The sequence below is a fragment of the Neptuniibacter marinus genome, from assembly GCF_965223595.1.
GTDB lineage: Bacteria > Pseudomonadota > Gammaproteobacteria > Pseudomonadales > Balneatricaceae > Neptuniibacter > Neptuniibacter marinus.
Map to the genome: position 1 here is coordinate 2,913,725 of NZ_OZ245004.1, position 17,374 is coordinate 2,931,098.

General features: G+C 42.6%; 15 protein-coding genes. All 15 read right to left on the reverse strand.

Annotation, left to right across the window (positions count from 1 at the left end):
• Positions 1–85: 85 nt before the first annotated feature.
• The 15 genes from ACOQOE_RS13690 to ACOQOE_RS13760 all read right to left on the reverse strand — a co-directional run bounded on the left by ACOQOE_RS13690 (position 86) and on the right by ACOQOE_RS13760 (position 17,349).
• The gene (locus tag ACOQOE_RS13690; protein ID WP_420554265.1) at positions 86–850 is read right to left on the reverse strand and encodes a uracil-DNA glycosylase family protein; all 765 of its coding nucleotides are present in this window, start codon (positions 848–850) and stop codon (positions 86–88) included.
• A 288-nt stretch (positions 851–1,138) separates the two neighbouring features.
• On the reverse strand, positions 1,139–2,860 hold the full coding sequence (locus ACOQOE_RS13695) for an EH signature domain-containing protein (protein WP_420554266.1): 1,722 nt from the start codon (positions 2,858–2,860) through the stop codon (positions 1,139–1,141).
• Positions 2,861–2,862: 2 nt separating this feature from the next.
• Positions 2,863–3,516, reverse strand: a complete 654-nt coding sequence (locus ACOQOE_RS13700; protein ID WP_420554267.1) for an OmpA family protein — start codon at positions 3,514–3,516, stop codon at positions 2,863–2,865.
• Complete coding sequence (locus tag ACOQOE_RS13705) at positions 3,516–5,501, reverse strand: hypothetical protein (RefSeq protein ID WP_420554268.1); 1,986 nt, start codon at positions 5,499–5,501, stop codon at positions 3,516–3,518. The genes ACOQOE_RS13700 and ACOQOE_RS13705 overlap by 1 nt, the downstream gene beginning before the upstream one ends.
• Positions 5,502–5,503: 2 nt before the next feature.
• Complete coding sequence (locus ACOQOE_RS13710) at positions 5,504–5,833, reverse strand: hypothetical protein (RefSeq protein WP_420554269.1); 330 nt, start codon at positions 5,831–5,833, stop codon at positions 5,504–5,506.
• Between the two features lie 46 nt (positions 5,834–5,879).
• Positions 5,880–6,404 (reverse strand): HEPN domain-containing protein, encoded by a 525-nt coding sequence (locus ACOQOE_RS13715; RefSeq protein ID WP_420554270.1) that lies wholly within the window; start codon positions 6,402–6,404, stop codon positions 5,880–5,882.
• 30 nt (positions 6,405–6,434) lie between these two features.
• Positions 6,435–7,931 carry a VWA domain-containing protein gene (locus tag ACOQOE_RS13720; protein WP_420554271.1) on the reverse strand — a complete coding sequence of 499 codons (1,497 nt, stop codon included), beginning with the start codon at positions 7,929–7,931 and terminating at the stop codon, positions 6,435–6,437.
• Positions 7,928–9,535, reverse strand: coding sequence for an AAA family ATPase (locus ACOQOE_RS13725; protein WP_420554272.1), 1,608 nt, complete (start codon positions 9,533–9,535; stop codon positions 7,928–7,930). The genes ACOQOE_RS13720 and ACOQOE_RS13725 overlap by 4 nt, the downstream gene beginning before the upstream one ends.
• Positions 9,536–9,775: 240 nt before the next feature.
• On the reverse strand, positions 9,776–10,588 hold the full coding sequence (locus tag ACOQOE_RS13730) for a hypothetical protein (RefSeq protein WP_420554273.1): 813 nt from the start codon (positions 10,586–10,588) through the stop codon (positions 9,776–9,778).
• A gap of 41 nt (positions 10,589–10,629) precedes the next feature.
• Complete coding sequence (locus tag ACOQOE_RS13735; RefSeq protein WP_420554274.1) at positions 10,630–10,758, reverse strand: hypothetical protein; 129 nt, start codon at positions 10,756–10,758, stop codon at positions 10,630–10,632.
• A gap of 2 nt (positions 10,759–10,760) precedes the next feature.
• Positions 10,761–11,090 carry a hypothetical protein gene (locus ACOQOE_RS13740; protein WP_420554275.1) on the reverse strand — a complete coding sequence of 110 codons (330 nt, stop codon included), beginning with the start codon at positions 11,088–11,090 and terminating at the stop codon, positions 10,761–10,763.
• Positions 11,091–11,098: 8 nt separating this feature from the next.
• Positions 11,099–12,262 (reverse strand): restriction endonuclease subunit S, encoded by a 1,164-nt coding sequence (locus tag ACOQOE_RS13745; protein WP_420554276.1) that lies wholly within the window; start codon positions 12,260–12,262, stop codon positions 11,099–11,101.
• A complete protein-coding gene (locus ACOQOE_RS13750) occupies positions 12,259–13,848 on the reverse strand; it encodes a type I restriction-modification system subunit M (RefSeq protein ID WP_420554277.1) in 1,590 nt (529 codons plus the stop codon). Before ACOQOE_RS13750 ends, ACOQOE_RS13745 begins: the two co-directional genes overlap by 4 nt.
• 43 nt (positions 13,849–13,891) lie before the next feature.
• The gene (locus tag ACOQOE_RS13755; RefSeq protein ID WP_420554278.1) at positions 13,892–17,011 is read right to left on the reverse strand and encodes a DEAD/DEAH box helicase family protein; all 3,120 of its coding nucleotides are present in this window, start codon (positions 17,009–17,011) and stop codon (positions 13,892–13,894) included.
• Entirely contained in the window at positions 17,008–17,349 is a 342-nt protein-coding gene (locus tag ACOQOE_RS13760; protein ID WP_420554279.1) for a DUF4145 domain-containing protein, read from the reverse strand. The genes ACOQOE_RS13755 and ACOQOE_RS13760 overlap by 4 nt, the downstream gene beginning before the upstream one ends.
• Positions 17,350–17,374: the final 25 nt, after the last annotated feature.

The following is a 17,374-nucleotide window of genomic DNA, read 5'->3' on the forward strand; positions in this document are numbered from 1 at the left end:
TAAAACAGCACCTATCTCAGTTAAAGATATAGTAATGATCATTGCTATAAGATCACCACTTCCTCCTTTACAAATACCCTGTTACTTAAGCTGCTAACTTCTGTAACAAAAGCGCCTTGGCCTGATTTATCACGACGGGATTAGTCTTCTCAGACAAATCCTTTTCATCTTTCTCACCAAGAAAAAACTTAATCCTTTCCGCATTAGCTCCCGAAGGGTGCGGCATACCCGCAAGAACCTGCTCTTCTCTGATGACACCACGTTTAGCAAGATCCAATAGAACCTCAGCAACCTTTTCTCCAAGAGGCACATAAAGAGCACTAGGGTTTATTGAAGCGATCTCTGGTACTAAGTAAGTTTCAATTTGATCGCGTAACAAGGGAGTTCTCAGCATAGATGGAGAACCACTATAGTTTTTTCCATTTACAAATACGGGGTACCGAAGTGCTGAAGTCGTATGTAGAAGTTCTCGCTTGGCTTCGAATAACTCAGAGCAACTTGAAAGCTCTAATTTTTCATTTACTCCACAGTAATCAAGCATACGAATTAAATTTTTCCGCATACTTCCTGCAAAACTTGCCGTAGCTTTCGCCGCTCTTAAGGAATCAAGCTCAGAAGAACCAGTTCTTAAACTCTCAGCAGCAACCTCTAGAGCAATTCGGGCTTGCTGAAAACCTGGAGTGATACCACAAATAACAATTCGAGCATTGGTGTTTATGTAATCGAAAGGCGCGTAATAACAGCTTAGGCGATTGTCGCTAGCAATTTTTAGCGATTCTGGTAATTCTTCAATTCTCCCAATTGGGAGTGACTGAACTGTTGGTGTATGTTGCGAGAAACTATGTGACATCGGCATTCATCCTTATCCTTATGAAAAGCTAGAACAACAAGAGCGTCGCCTAACAGTCACGTCCTATATAGCACTTCATATGCCACAAACAAAAAACATATAACAAACAATAAGTTAAAAACTAACACTTATATAAACTGCATAACACCCTTCAAATAAAAATAAATTTATTTACCAAAATATAAATAAATTTACTAACAGATAGAGTTCGCCTGTTTCATCCTGCGGGCCCCAAGCGACAAGTAATCATATCCGTTCATCTAAACAGTACGAATAGTCAACTAAATTCTATTTAGAGTTCGGCAACAGTTTGACGGCTTTGGGGTGCCCAGCCTTAGCAGCTTTTTCTAGCCAGAACTCCCCTTTCACCCTTTTCTCCATTGATAGAGGCTTGCAGCTAAGCAAATATGCAGCAAGCAGATACATCGCTTCTGAGTTTCCCAACTTGGCAGAGATCTCAAAACTCTCTGCCATTTTACTTAAGTAACCTAAGTCATCGTATCTCTTACCTTTCAGCAAGTACTTTTGAGCGTTGGCGTCATGTAGGCTTTTGCCCAATTTACCAAGTGATTTTTCCCGTTCAAAAAAGGACGTAAACCACGGCTCCAGCTCTTCTGCCCGTCGTGCGATTAAATCACCATCTGGTTTAGGCAAACCATGTTTAGGCGAATAATCATTAGCATTTGGTGGCAGTCCTCTAAACCTTACAACCTCATCATTTGGTAAAATTCTAAAACACTTCCTGAGCCACGCTTCACATGACCATTGCCACATAAACACATGATCATGAACATCATCATGGAACGCCTGCCGTATCGATTTGATTGATAGATTCTTCGTCATCAATAACAAATTTGCATTACGTGTCGACTTATTAAAGAGCCTTACCTCACTGGTTCCACCACGTAAAAACTCAACAATGATGTGTTGGTCAAATTCCATAATGACAATTTCGCTACCAACCTCATCCTCCAAAGACTCCAGCCATGACGAATTGGCCATAAATTGAGGCAGCTTTACTTTGGTAGCACCTGAAACCAACACACGGAGGGAAAGCATTCTTGAGTCATAGTGCTCCCAAAATATTGCTCTCTTACGAATCTGGTTTTTGTCTTTATCATCTAATCCAATCTCTTCTGCTAAATCGTCATCACGTAGTAGCCGCACCAACTGTTTAAAAAGGTAGAATTCAGAAACACGTATCAGCTTACGCAAAACGGCTCGAGCATTATTTTTCAGCTCAAACCAGAAACTATTCTCAATACGTGGATGACAATGCTTTTCAAACCAGCTAATTAGCTCAGTAGAACTTTTCAGATGTTTTTCATCTGTTTCCAGAAGCGCGTTCAACAGACCGACCGCATCAGCTCTTTGAAGCTCAGAAAATACTTTAACCAACCAAGTATCATAACGACTAATATCTATTGATTTAACTAGCGGGGAAAGCGCCTCAACGGTCTTTCTCTTAAGATTTGTACACTTAGGAAGGTGGTAACTTGCATAAAATCGGTCAACGGTTAGATCTAAATCCGCAGCTATTCCTGCGATAGCTTCAAATTTACCCGCTCTCGCAAACAGGGCTATATCTAATAACTTAAGACTGCTGCCTTCAAGATGTTCACTCAAAAGGTGAAGATATTCTAAAAGTACTTTAGGCAGAAGGCTTCCCGAACCATCAATAGTTAACAACGCTCTAAACAAAGTAAGGTGCGTTAATGCCTGATCGTTCTGAATTGCTTTATAGATCAATACAGTTGTGTCTGCTATTTGTATATCAGAATGGGTTGAATCCCATGTATTCTTCGCATCAAAAAGAGTGATCCAATCCAGAATAGCTATATCTCCAGCCTGATCACTACGAAGTAAATCTAATACTTCTTCAACAGATTTAGGCGGAAAGGCATCAACGCTATTTCCCGGCGACCATTCTTTTTGCTCTAGTCCCCTAGCAAGCCTTATCATCCTATCAGGGATACTCTTATGTTCATGAAAACGAAGAGCTAAATCCAATGCTATAACCCTCTCTCATTGATAAACCAATGAAGGAAACGGTCACTTTTGAACTGAAACCGGAACAGAACTTTTCGATCACTAGGGCTATCGTAAGACTGATCCGCTTCTGACTCTCCCCTTCCTGCCACCAGCATCTTCGATCTAAACCTATTCTTACCATTAAAAGCGAGCTCTGAAATAGACTCCGAAACACTTTTCGCCCGATCCAAACTTAATGACATATTGAGATCCCAACTTCCTGTAGAGCTGGTATGTCCCTCAATCACAACATGTTGAATCTGATTAGATATCTGCTCAGATGAAAAGATAGCTTTACTATAAACCGGCACAAACAGCTCAAGAAACGCTTGCCCCTCAGGCTTTAATTTTGACTGGTTCAGATCAAAAAGCACTGAATCCAAAATACTGATATCTCCAGTCTGAGGATCAACATGCGCATTAATACCTTCCTGACTCAAGGTCTCTTGCAACGACTGAATAATAATAATTCGGCTGTTTTTAGCTTTTTCTGCTGCCTCTGTTAGCTGTAACAAAGCTAAAATCAGCAGCAGAGCAAAAATCATTAACAAGCCGGACATCAAATCACCGATTGAAAGCCAAGCGCCCGTTTCGTCAATATCCTGATCTGCCTGAATCTGACTATATCTATCCATTACGATACAGGCTCTTTCTCAAGTGAGATTAATTGCATTTCGATCTGCTGCATTGCAGTTACTAGAAGGTTCGCAGCGTCAGCTAACTTGCCGTGTACTTGAGCAGCCGCTTCATCAAAATTATCAAAGAAACGCTCATTTGAGCTTCTTGAGCGATTAAAATAATCATGCATTGCTTCAGGCATCTGCTCAGTCATTTCATTAAAGCGATTCGAGGCCTCTTCATAGGTACGTCTGAGTTTTCCAACCTGAGCGCTAATAGCTTGGGCACTATCTTCAAGTTGATTAAAAGCACCGGCCTTATTCATCCCCACCGCTTGAACCAACTGGCTAACAACATCCACACCTTCGAGTAACTTTTGATGCTGTTGATTGATCGCTTCAAATTGTCCTTTTCTTATCTCATTCTCAGCGACAAACGCTTCTTTATAGTCATTGACGACGCCAGCCAACCCCTCTCGCTGCTCACTCAACGTTTCTTCCAACAGGTTTGCCTGCTTACTAAAGAACTCTGTTAAGTTATTCTGATATTCCTTACGGAACACTTCCAGTTCTCGCTGAACAACATCAGACATGGCTTTAACTTTGTCGTCAATATTACCCAGTCCTTCAAGAAGACTCTCCTTAGCACTGAGCATCAGGTTGCTTGAATCCTCACCCACCCGTTTAAGGCTCTCATTTTGCTCAGAAAACGCATCAGCTGCTTTCACTGCACTCTCTTCGAAAGCCTTCCGCTGTAAAGTCATTCCTTGAATAGAACTATCCAAAGCGCCTTGAATCTCATCCGCCACTCGAGACAGAGCACCTTCAGTATCATCCTTAAATTGAGAAAGAATAATCTTAAGAGAATCCGCAAACCCTTGAAGCTTAACCAGCGTATCTCGCTGGAAGGTATTTAAAGAATCGGTGGTTTTATCCAGCCCAAGCATCATCTCCTCAAGCTTTGAGGCCAACTGATTAATCGACATTATTGATTGCTGAACCGCCTCCGCTGTGAGTTTATTACTACTAGAGAGCAGCTCTAGCTGTTGATTAAATGGTTCAAAAACCTCCTGCCGCATCTGACTGACTATCAGTTCAACTAGCTCTTTACTGCTTTGTTCTTTGATCGCTTTCAGCTCTTTAACGCTTTCACTAATAGCTTTAAGATGAGGTGATATCTCTTGCTCTACTGAATCAGACACCGCCTGAGAAATGGAAGCAGTCATTTTTTCGGCATCAAAACCAACGAGCGATTGAGCTAATTGATTACTCACAGCCATCATCGACTGATTAGAACGAATTGATTGCTCAGCGGCCTCTAACTGCTTTTCAATAAGGTTATTCTGACTAGAACCACCTAAGCGGTGTAAGAGTGTTACAGGTGATATCGCCAAACAGATAGCTTGATAGCTATTTATTACCTTTCTATGTCGAAACTCTCGAGATTTACTCAATAACGCATGCCAAACCATAAAAAGGATAGACCCCAACAGACCAGCTAAGGATGTATAAAAAGCAGTTTTCATTCCATCGAGCAGCGTAGTCGCTGATTTCATTAATGCCTGAGAGCCCTGACCATTAGCGTCAAAGTCCGATAAACCCAACGAGATACCCAAAAAAGTACCTAGTACACCTATCGTTGTTAACAAAGCGGGAACAAAACGATAGGGAGATATGGGTTGAACAGGAACAAATGCACTGACGGGAGTCGTCGCCAAGTATTTACTATTTTGCTGGGACAACGTCACATCACCCTCTTCTGAAACGGAATCCACAACAAAGTACTGATGCAACAAGCTTTGCTGCTGTGTAGATAACCTCTCATGAGAAACGGTTGCATGACGATGGCTCAACATTTTCACAAGCGTCTTCCAAGGCTGTAGCATTTTTCTATAACGTGTTGACAGCCTAAACTCTGCCAACATAAAAAAGAGGGCTACGCCGCCAATGACACTATAAAAAACAATATTAATATCAAACGATTTAAGCAGTGTTATATCCATGTTCAATCTCTATGAACTAATTGATCCAACTCTGTCGATGTAAATAACTCTTCGGCTAACCGAACAGGCAGATGTTCCGCATCTACACGACGTATTCCATTGGGTAAAGTGATCTCTGACTGAAGGCGAACACTGTAGAGCGCTTCACCTTCTGTATTTTCAATATCCAACCTTAAGAACACCTGGTTAGGGTATTCTCGGATTAAGCGACTTTGCAGGGAGGACTTTCGCTCTCGAAGCATAAGAGCGGTCTTTGAATCTTCTCCCCACTGGTCACGTGCCAACTTCCATGCTCGGTTGATTGCTGTAATTTGGTAAATTAACTTTTCCATATCAGTTCATTTGCGGCAAAATTTTGGTAACCATTCTACTTTATGGCTACAAAGCTGCATCTGTCACTTCCACCAGTTGCTTGAAAAAATTAATGCACTTCTTCATATCATCTCGGCTTACAAGATGACTGTTCTGTTTATCAGTAACCGAGCGATGCACTGCATCTCCCCTTTTCTTTATCCACTTATTTAACTTGGCTCTAATCTCTTCCGGTTTATTGCCGTTAATATCCCAGTGCTCAGTCACATCAACAGCAGTGAAGTCTTCAAAGATGTGCTTGGTTTTCTGTGAATTGGGGGTATGAAAGGTTTTAAGATCGATTTCCAGCTTCTTCCTGATGTAAGTTGCAATCTGACTTCCTTCTAAGGCTCTCAAACGACATTCAACTTCTTCTTTTACCCGATCCTCAACGTAGGTTTCCCACGCAGTCAGAGTCATAATCAATGCCGCTCGTTTCAGCTCTTCAGGGTCTCGGTTATCAACACGGTCTTTATTCAATCGATCATAAGCATCAAGAATATTCTCTGAATCCCTGATTGCTATCATGAAATTATCGTAAGCTTTAGACATCCTTATATCCTATTCAGTACATCCGTATCGTCAGGCCAATAAAGCCAGATCTTGTTTAAAGTTGATGAGTTCCGTGATTTGTCCGGAATCCGGATTAAAAACCCATTCATTGTCGAAATGAGTTTTAAGTCTTTTTGACATAAAACAGCTGCCAATCACCAACGAATTAAACTGATTATCCAATGCACGCTGCAACTCTAGTCGTTGTAGTAACTCATCAGAAAGACCAGCCATTATGAAATCAGAGATAATCAGCAGATCAGATTTTTTGTATACCTCGCTCTCCATTAGGTCGAGCGCATGTCTTAATGCTGGTGCCACATCGGTTCCACCGTGAAAAGACTGCTGCAGGAACTCAAGCAGCTTTTCTAAACCATTATTGGCACTGAATTCATAAGTGGCTATACCCGTCGAGAAATTGATCAGATAACATTTTCGGTTTTGTGATTTAGCAAGTGTAGCCAAATGTAGAGCCATCGCTTTTGCAATGGATTCCGGAGTTCCGGACATAGAACCACTGGTGTCGATACAAAGGATCATCGGCCCCTTTTTATCATCTTCCATAACTGAGCAATCCTCTATGTATTCCTCCGTTTCATCTCGGTATGTTTCGCCCTGCATCTCAAAACAGAGCAAACGCTCTTCCAGGTACTTTATATCAAACAGAATCGATGTATCCGGGTCAGATAGCAGTGCTAGCTCTGATGGAAGAGCATGTTCGATCTCACGAGCCAGCTTAATCCCTTTTATCTCCTGTCTCGAATTCACATCAATAGACGGGACTTTTACAATTCGTGATTTTGTTACCTGCTCAATCTTTTCAGACTGTTCAATCTGATGCATTTTACCCAGTAGGTCAGCAATCGCTTTCGCACCGGAATCCTCAGCAAGATAGCGTGCCCAACGCTGCAGCTGTTCAATATCACCGGGTGATAAATTCCCGTTACTCATATCCAGCCACACTCCCGGATCAAGCCCAAGAGTCTGTAGGGATTCAGACAGGGATGCCAATAGGTCAAGCCACTCTTGCAAACGTTTAATGAGTTCAGCACGCAGTTTTGCCAATTGCTCTAAACGCCACTGGACTTCGGCCTTATCTAGCTTCCTCCGCCACTCAGTCATCAACAGTTTGAAACTGACTTTCTTATTCTTCTCTGCCTGGGCTGTTTTTTTATCTACGGGCTTTAGTTTTTCTTTCGAACAATCATCTATGCCGAATTTTTGCTTCCAAAAATCTCTCTCGAATGGAGCATTAGTTTCTCTACAAAACTGGCGGTAATCATTAAGGGCTGCTGCAAACTGAGTATCGTGCAGACTAGATTCAGGCACCTGTTCCCATTCATTCAACGTTTCATCTGCAGCAGCATATGGAGAATCAACTATCAGTCGCTTTGCAACTTCACGCTGCCACTGTTCAATCTCAGATATGGTCTTATCATGAACCTGAGGCGATAAGGAAAAGACAACACCAAACTTATCATGAAGGCTCTCCTGAATATCAATTGCTTGATCTCTTAAAGCACTCATTTGCATAACTGCTCAAGTCTTTCACAGTCCTGAATACGCAACTCCAAAGCATCGAGTTGCGCTGTAATGCCTTGAACAGCAGTGTTAGCTTCGTGATCTGTAATAAAAGGGCTGTAAAGCTGAGATTTAAATTGATCCAGTTGTTTTTCAATGGAGGTTTTAACTTTCTTAAACTCCCCTCGAAGGTTACCAACTGATCCTGCTAAAGACCGAATCAGTCGGTGATTAATATCGGCCTTTTTATCACCCTTATGAAAAAGGATTTTTGGACTAAAGATAAAATCTTCGTATTCATCATAACGACTATTGTATTTTAGGGTGCATGTACCTTGACCATCAAAGGTAAACTTAATTTTATCAACCACATTACCTTGTTCATCCACTGGATTACCGTCTTTTCGAGACTTAAAGTCTGAATACGGTATATAACAAGTAAATTTTTCCCCGTCATAACGCCTTTCTTTAAAGTGAGCAAAAGCTTTAAAAAACTGCTTATCCCCAGCCCCCTTCAACTTCACCGTAGCGTAAACATCTCGACTGTGAAAAAGCTCTTCATGTATTTCTTTATCTAATGCATCTTTTTCACGATCTAGCTTCGCTAAATCAAACCCACTAGAAAAACCACATGCTTTGATAGCGTCCAGTACAATTTCCTGAACCGGCTGCTGATTCTCTGGCGTGGTCCATAAACAATGTTTCAATAAAACCAAATCACTCTGGTTGGTTTCCTGCCTACCATTGAAGAAAGCAGAAGCTTTTATTAATTGTGCTGCACGCTGCCAGCGACGGTCAGAAACATAAACACCTATGTCTTCGAACTGAGCTGTAAGTTCTGCACGGATCATTTTAATGATCAACAAACAGTTAGCGCTTAACTCCACCTCATGAATTTCTTTACGCCATTGAACCAATTCATCGTTTGAAACCAACAACTGTCTATCTATATCTGGTTTGTCTGTGGAGGGTTTACTGTTAATAAGGTTGTTGAAGTTACCTTCCTGCTCAATAGGGGGCACGACCAGTCGAACCACAAAGCGGTCATATAATGCATCAAGGCCCTGATTATCTTGTGGGACCTCATTCGAAGCTGCTATGAGTGATTTCAATGGAGCCGCCTCAACACTCTCGCCATTTTTAAATGTATGCTCGTTGATCAGTGTAAGAAGCGTATTGAGTATAGCCGGACTGGATTTCCAAATTTCATCTAAAAAGGCGAACTCAGCCGTAGGCAGGTAGCCACCCGTTTTACGGATATAGCGATCCTCTTTAAGCTCCTTAATGGATACCGGGCCGAATACCTCTTCCGGTGTAGTAAACCGGTTCATCAGGTGTTCAAAATAAGCTTCACTATGAAAAGCGGCTGAAAGCCTTCGGGAGATTAAGCTTTTTGCGGTTCCCGGTGGGCCATACAGAAACGTATTCTGTCCACTCAAGGCTGCAAGCAGAGAGACAGCCAATACCTGCTCACGTTCATGTAAGCCTGCACCCACCTGCTCCAGTAAACCAGAGATACGTGTTTGCAGTTGATTATTGGCCTGAGCTAACAGACTACCAATCTCTTTAAGGTTATCTGTTTTAAGTGGGTGTGTTTGTTTTGCTGTCATCTTCTGTCCTTAGATATAAAAATTGCCACCAAACGTCCAAATTCACTTGGTGCAAAATCGGTTTGAAAAGTAATACTGTTAAGACTCATATTTCTGCCCCTTAATATTTATCACCCGTGATAAAAGCAGGATACAAGCTAAATAAAAATATAATTACAAATCAATTGGTTATTTATTCTACGTAGTTGAATTTATTATATTTTGGTAAATTAATTTACCTATAAATAAATATATCACCTCTTATGGCTTAGGCAGTATTACCCAAGGATAATCTGAACTACCCGGTTCACCACCCTCGTTCCATTTCCTGTACTGCTCTTTCATGCAGGTACCACAGGGTTTGTAACCAGCTGCAATTGCATCTTCTTCATTTGCAAAGAAAACGCGATGGCCAGCATACCCCCTCGAGAGAGCGTTATTGGCCGCAGAGCAATGGAGTTCACCGTAACGCTTCTCTTTACTATTGCCCCCCAGGACTCCTTTGACAGGGCTTTTAAATAATTCTCCATCTGAGCCAAGTAAACGGTAGGTTTTTCCTGAACCGTTAAGAACCTGCAACAGCTGTTGAACGTATTGCTTGAGTAATGGAACCAAAAAAGCGGTTAGAGAGGTTTCATCAGAGAAAGGCAATTCGCGGCAGACGTGTTCCACACCAACCAAGGTGATGTCGTTATCTTTTAATGCAGGGCTATTCTTCCAGGAACCTGATGGTTTTCGATTCGTACTTACCTGTTTCAGCAATAGTCCTGAGGGTAATGCCGTATCGCACCATCGACTATATGACTCATTCGCGTGCTCATAAAACCAAGCAGTTATTCGTAATGAAAGAGGCTGAACGTCCCTTGGCAGAGTTATCGCCAGTAAGCGAATATCAGGATGAGGTTCACGGATTTCTATCCATGCGATCTGACTTTTTTTGTGCAGTGTTGCACTGAAACGCAGACGATCATCAGCTTCTTTTAGCAACGGCTTTATAATACTCTGAATTTCCTTTTTGGAATGTTTCCAATCAGGCTCGAACTGTTCTGAACAGATATAATTTTCGGGTTTCATAAATACAAACATCTCCTTGTAATGCACTACTTCGTTTGGCGCTATCCAACACTGATCATAGGGACTGGATCAAGCAGCTCTAAGTCGGTTCCGGTCCATAGGGCCACGCCGCCAATGACACTATAAAAAACAGTATTAATATCAAACGATTTAAGCAGTGATATATCCATGTTCAATCTCTATGAACTAATTGATCCAACTCTGTCGATGTAAACAACTCTTCGGCTAACCGAACAGGCAGATGTTCCGCATCTACACGACGTATTCCATTGGGTAAAGTAACCTCTGAATGAAGGCGAACACTAAATAGGGATTCTCCTTCGGTATTTTCAGTATCCAACCTTAAGAACACCTGGTTAGGGTATTCTCGGATTAAGCTACTTTGCAGGGAGGACTTTCGCTCTCGAAGCATAAGAGCGGTCTTTGAATCTTCTCCCCACTGGTCACGTGCTAACTTCCATGCACGGTTGATTGAGGTGATTTGATAAAGCAGCTCTTTCATAGCTATAACTAACCGGAGAAGGCTTTTTGCGACAGCACCCCAAACTGACAATTAGACATTTTAGCAGTCTCATACTGATAATTTTTCGTGGACATTAATTTTTTCACGACCTCTAAAAATTTTTCCTGTTCAGGCAATGGGGGAAGAGGTAATTCAAAATCTTTAATCATGCCGAGATTAAGGTTTTTCTGACGAACCCCGCGCCGCTGCCGCAGATATGTCTCTTTAGAAAACTCAATAAAACTAAACAACCATTCAATATGTACTAATTCATTAGGAATAATATTCGCGCACGCCTGATTTGAAGCTGAAGGCTCAGTCAATATTGATATTTTAAAAGCTGCTGTATCATACATACCAACAAGCATGGAGCCCTTAGGGAAGATCTTTGCTGCACTTTCTCTTAAAGCATTCTCGGTTATCTTCTCAATAGAACCATTTAAATACCGATCATTCAGCTCTCTAGCAGAATACCAATCAATATTACCTTCAAAATATTCAGGAACAGATCTTGACGGCGTTCCACCACTCGCCCACTGGCCTAGCTCTTCAAACTTTTTCACTTCCCATCCCTTCGGATTCGTCACTGGATCACCAAACATATCCAAGAACACGGAGCGGAGGAATTCGTCGGCGAGTTGGATCGCCTGCTGGCGTTTGCGACGGATGGCATCGGCCTTATCGAGGATGGCAGCGATGCGTTTCTGTTCGGCTAGAGGTGGGAGGGGGATTGTACTTTCTTTGATAATTCTATCGGACACTGCAGGATAATTAGCTCCTGTAGCTTTTGACATCATATCTTGAATAAATTTTCTAGTTTGTAACCAATAGAAAAGATAATTCGAATCTAAGCTTTCATCATTAGCTCTCAGTACACAATATCCAGTGGATGCAGTCGAAGAATGTAAAGATTCTGGAACTTTCGAAACACCGTTTAAATTTGGGCGGACGGTAGCAACGATAACATCTTCCTGGTGAACAATTTGACGAGCTCTACTTGGAGCATCTACTGGAAAAATGTTAGGTACTTCCGTTAGATCAATTTGTTTCTTTTCCTTATCTACTGAAGCTAGGTCAATGTAATCAAAGGGGTCTGAAGAACCAGACGTTACTGGATTCCACGTTTTAATTTTTTTAGTGTGCTCACCTATTGGAGACTTCGGCCAACTCACAACATCCCCTCCAACTCATCAAGATCCGCCATGATCTCTTTCTCTAAGCTCTTCAACTTAGCCAATATGACTTTCGGCTCTTCATACACCTCTTCCTCATACACCACTTCTTTATAGCGATTAATGGACAGATCATATTTATTGCCTTTGATATCGTCAGCATCAACCACAAAGGCTTTGCCGGTTTTATCGCCGTAGCTTTCTAGGATTGTCTCAACAGAGGTATTACTTTCAACCAGTTTACGGTAGTGCTTCCACTGTTCTATTACATCGGGCAGATCATTACTGTCTTCGCCTTGCAGTGGTGTGCGTTTATCGTCCAGCGAGTAGCCATCGGCTTTTAAGTCATAAAACCAGACGCGTTCTGTACTACCACCTTTGGTAAAGAACAAAATGGCGGTAGATACACCCGCATAAGGCTTAAATACGCCTGATGGCAGGCTAACAATGCCTTCCAGTTGGTTATCTTCTATCAGCGTTTTACGCAGCTGCTGGTGGGCTTTGGAGGAACCAAACAGCACACCGTCTGGAATGATGACCGCAGCACGGCCGCCAAGTCGTAGCATTTTGAGTATGCGAGCAACAAACAGCAATTCAGTCTTTTTAGTTTTAACAATGCGTAGTACTTCGGGCTCAACGTCGTCTTCATCCAAACTGCCTTTAAACGGTGGGTTGGCGAGGATTAGGTTAAAGCCGTTGTCGGCTTCTTGCGGGAAACGCTCGGCAAAACGCTGACTTAAGGTGTCCTGATAATGAATATCCGGTTCTTTAACGCCGTGCATAACCAAGTTCATAGCAGCGATACGCAGCATAGAAGCATCAAAATCAAAGCCATGGAACATATCAGTATCGACGTGTTTACGGTCTTCAGCCAATAGATCACCGGTGTAGGTTACTTGCTCCTCTTCCACACCCTTTTCGTTAATGACCGTTTCGCGAATAGTACCTGCTTCTGAAGAGTACTTTTCCAACATAAATTCGTAAGCGGTGCTTAAGAAACCCGCCGTACCACAAGCAGGGTCACAGATGCGGGCATGTTTATCGGGGTCCGTCATGTCAACCATGGCACGAATAATGTGGCGCGGGGTACGGAACTGGCCGTTAATACCTGCGGTGGTGAGCTTACCTAGCAGATACTCATAAAGATCACCTTTAGTATCCCCTTTATCCAACGGCAGCTTATCAATCATGATAACGGCTTTTTGCAACAGTGATGGTTTTTGGATCATCAACTGGGCGTCACGCATAAACTCGGCAAAAAGCGTGTTTTCACCGCCATGATTTTTACCGGAATCACGAAAGTATTTAAATAGACCGTCGCGTACTAGCTCAAGCAGCTTATCTGCAGACTCTTGATGCGCGAGCTCTTTCCAACGTAGATGCTGTTCACTGTCGCTAAAGCGGCGAGTAAAAGGCTTGCCCGTACGTTGGCTACGCTTTTCATCGCGGGTTTCATTAGCGTCGAGCAAGCGTGCGTACATCAGGAAGGTGATCTGCTCGATAACCGTGAGCGGGTTGGTAATGCCGCCCGTCCAGAACTCTTCCCATAGCTTGTCGATATTGCTTTTTAGTTCGCCAGTAATCATATATTTCTCTTATATTTAAGATGTAGGCTTAAACCTAAGCATCTTAAGATGTTAGTTCGGTTGTTGTTTTAGCCATGCCGGCGTTTACAGTGAAACCGGCTATAAAATCAGCGATAAGTGTCGCTTGTTCATCTTGGAACAGGCCATCAATGCCATCATCATGCAGAGACTGAAACGGGTGGTCATAAAGATCCGCTACGGTGATTTCACCACGGCGGCAGATTTCACTTTTAAGCATGCCGACAAAGCGCTGCTGTAATGCATTAAGAGCTAAGTGATTTTGTTGTACAAAGTCAGTGAACTTCTCTTCTATCGCCCCGCTATCGAGGCCAACAATGGTACGTAGCAGCTGATCAACGCCTACAGCGGAATCAGGGAAGAACTCTTTAAGCAGTGTTAAGTCGACACGTTCGTTTTGAGTGTGTACTAGGGCATTCAGCTGATCTAACTCTGTTTGAGTAACCGGCTCACCCGCACGGATTTTTTGCAGTACTTGGTTTTGCTCAAACAGCGGCGCTAAGGTTTTTTCAACTTCTTGACGATAGATTTCGTAATCCACTGTACGAATATTAGTTTTGCGTTCACCGTACTCTATCAAGCCACTCTCTTCTATCAGATCGATAACATTAATCGGCTCAGGTGGCGGCTTCACGTCTGTTTCACGTAGGTGAATGATGGGGCGCAGATCCAATCGTGATTTCTCTAATGCATCGAAACTTAATGCATTCCAATAATACTTATCTTGGATACGTTTAATCGCATCGCTTTTATTACGCACTTCATTTAAGTGCATCGTTAGTTGCCGAACTTTAGCCGTTACCTGCTCGCAGATCTGTTCAAGTTCTGGCGCATGAGTGAGCTGTGCATACTGAGCATTAATCAATTCCAGATCCCATTTAAGCGCTTCACTCTGACCACGGATATCACGCCACTGCATCAGCGGCGCTATGATACCGAGTAACTGTTGCTTAGTTTGCGGGGCAAATTTTTTCAGAAGGTCGAGCTTGCTCAACGTATGCTTATGCTGCCAATTATCTTTAATCGCAATGCATTTATCATTTAGCGCATCGATATCTTGCTTGATAAGCACAACGGCTTTTTCAAACTCATCAATACAGCCTTTTTTTAGTGCCTCTTCAGCAAAGAGCACACGTGCCTCAAACAGTTTTTGGCAAAGTGATTTACCTTGGCGGCCTTCATCATCTTCTGGATCTTGTTCGAAATACGCAAAGTTATTCCAATGATCGAAGATTAAGAATTTGTTTTTATGTTCACCCGGGCCAAAGAGATTTTCACACAGGCGCGTGCCGCGACCGATCATCTGCCAGAACTTAACCTTGGATTTAATCGGGCGCGCCATCACTAAGTTAAGAATTTCTGGAACGTCGATGCCTGTGTCGAGCATATCGACAGATACAGCGATCGTGATCTGTTTTTCGCTATTGTCTGTAAGTTTGAAGTTATCTATTAGCTCTTCTGCGCGTTCATATTTAGAGTGGATAACGCGACAGAAATTGACACCGTATTCATCGCCCGAATACATTTCATCGAATAACTCAGCCAGTAGCTCGGCATGGTCGATATTACGTGCGAATATAATTGTTTTACCTAAGGTTTGCCCGTCCGCTAACGTGAGGCCCTTTTCCATAAGGTTACGCAGAATATGACGGTTGGTATCTTTATTATAGATAGCCTTATCAATTGCACCTGCATCAAAGTCGAGTTCGTTTGGATCAATGCCTTGCTCTTCTAGCTGGGCTATCTGTTCATCCGTTAGGCTCTTCCCTGAGATACCTTCACGTAGGAACTGAGTAGTATGCGCGACCACTTTAAAGGGCACGAGGTTTTTATCTTCAATCGCCTGTTCTAACGGGTAGTTCGCTGTGGGTAATTTATATTCACAGCCGAACATTTCACTGGTAGAGCGGCTAATCATCTCAACGGGAGTTGCGGTCAAGCCTAGCTGCAACGCATCGTAGTATTTAAAAAGATCACCATAGATATTGTAGATGGAACGGTGAGACTCATCGGCAATAATCAAATCAAAATAGCCGGGGTCAAATTTCTCCATGATTTTCATCATGCCGGGGTACGTAGCGATAAATAGACGAGCACTATCGCGATCTGATTTCTTACTTTTACCCACCACATAAAGAGGCTCAGATAAAAAACCATTGTAAGCATTTGCTGCTTGCTTACGCAGTTCTTTACGGTCACATAAAAACAGTACGCGTTTAGCCCAACCCGCATCGATTAGACGCTTAGTTAGAGCAATAGAAACACGTGTTTTACCCGTACCTGTAGCCTGAACCACTAACGATTTACGGTATTTATCACTAAAGCGCTCACAGACACGTGTAATTGTTTCTATCTGATAGGTACGCCCCGCTATATTGGTATCAATAGCAGTTTGATTAAGGTCACCACGAGTGCGGCGCTGACGAATAAGGTATTCGAGGCTCTCTTTGCTGTAAAAGCTATACAGTTTACGAGGCTTATAGCCTTGCTTATCATCCAGAATACGAATGTCATGACCATTGGTGTAAAAGATGATCGGACGCTGATTGTATTTTTTCTCTAGCGCATCAGCATAAAGCACTGCTTGTTCACGTCCTTCGTTAATATTACGAATGGTACGTTTAGCTTCAATAACGGCTAATGGTTTACCATCGTCCCCCCAAAGCACGTAATCGCAATAACCAATACCACTTTCTGTAGGCTGACCTTCTACTTGTTCTTCAAAGCTAACTTGCTCTGTGCTTTTGCCATTGAGCAGATCAATATCCCAACCGCGAGTGTGGAGCTCTGTATCGATTAAACGACGGCGCGTTTCAGCCTCATTAAGGTCAATCTGGCTTTTAGCCTGATCACTGGCCTGTCGGTTTTTACTGGCCTGTACTGCATCCACCTGATGCTTAAGTTTGGCATTTTCTGCAAGCGCTTTCTGCTGAGACTGCTTTACTGACTCAAGCTCTTTAAGTGCCTTTTCTAACTGCTCCGCTTGCGCTTTGTTCAGTTCGTCTATCTTGGCAGTATCAGCCCTATCAGCTGCTTTGGGCTTTGGTTCTGGTTTAACTTCAACATAAGGGGTAAGGTCATTCTTAGTACCTTTACCAGACGTTAGCAGCAACCAGCAAGCAAGTATGTGGGCTTCTTTGATCAACCATTGGCTATCACCTCGATTGAACTTTCCATCATGACTGCCTTATTACCTGCTTTACGAATAGCATGTAGCTTATCCAGAATAGCCTGATCAACCATATCAGCAAAGTGAGCATTCTCTAGCCGATCAATAAACTTATCGCTGTAAAATGTTGGTAAGCGGAATTCTTGATAAACTACGCCCACCAGCAACTCAGCAAAGCAGCGTAGCTTTACCAGTGCACTTTGTGGATCACTGTAGGCGTATTGCTCAGCATGCGCACCTAAGCTTGCTAAATCAGGCCAATAAGGGCGAAGATGCTCAAAGTTATGTGATTGCATAAGTACTATTCTGTCCATATCCCCTCTATAGCGAAGGGTGTGC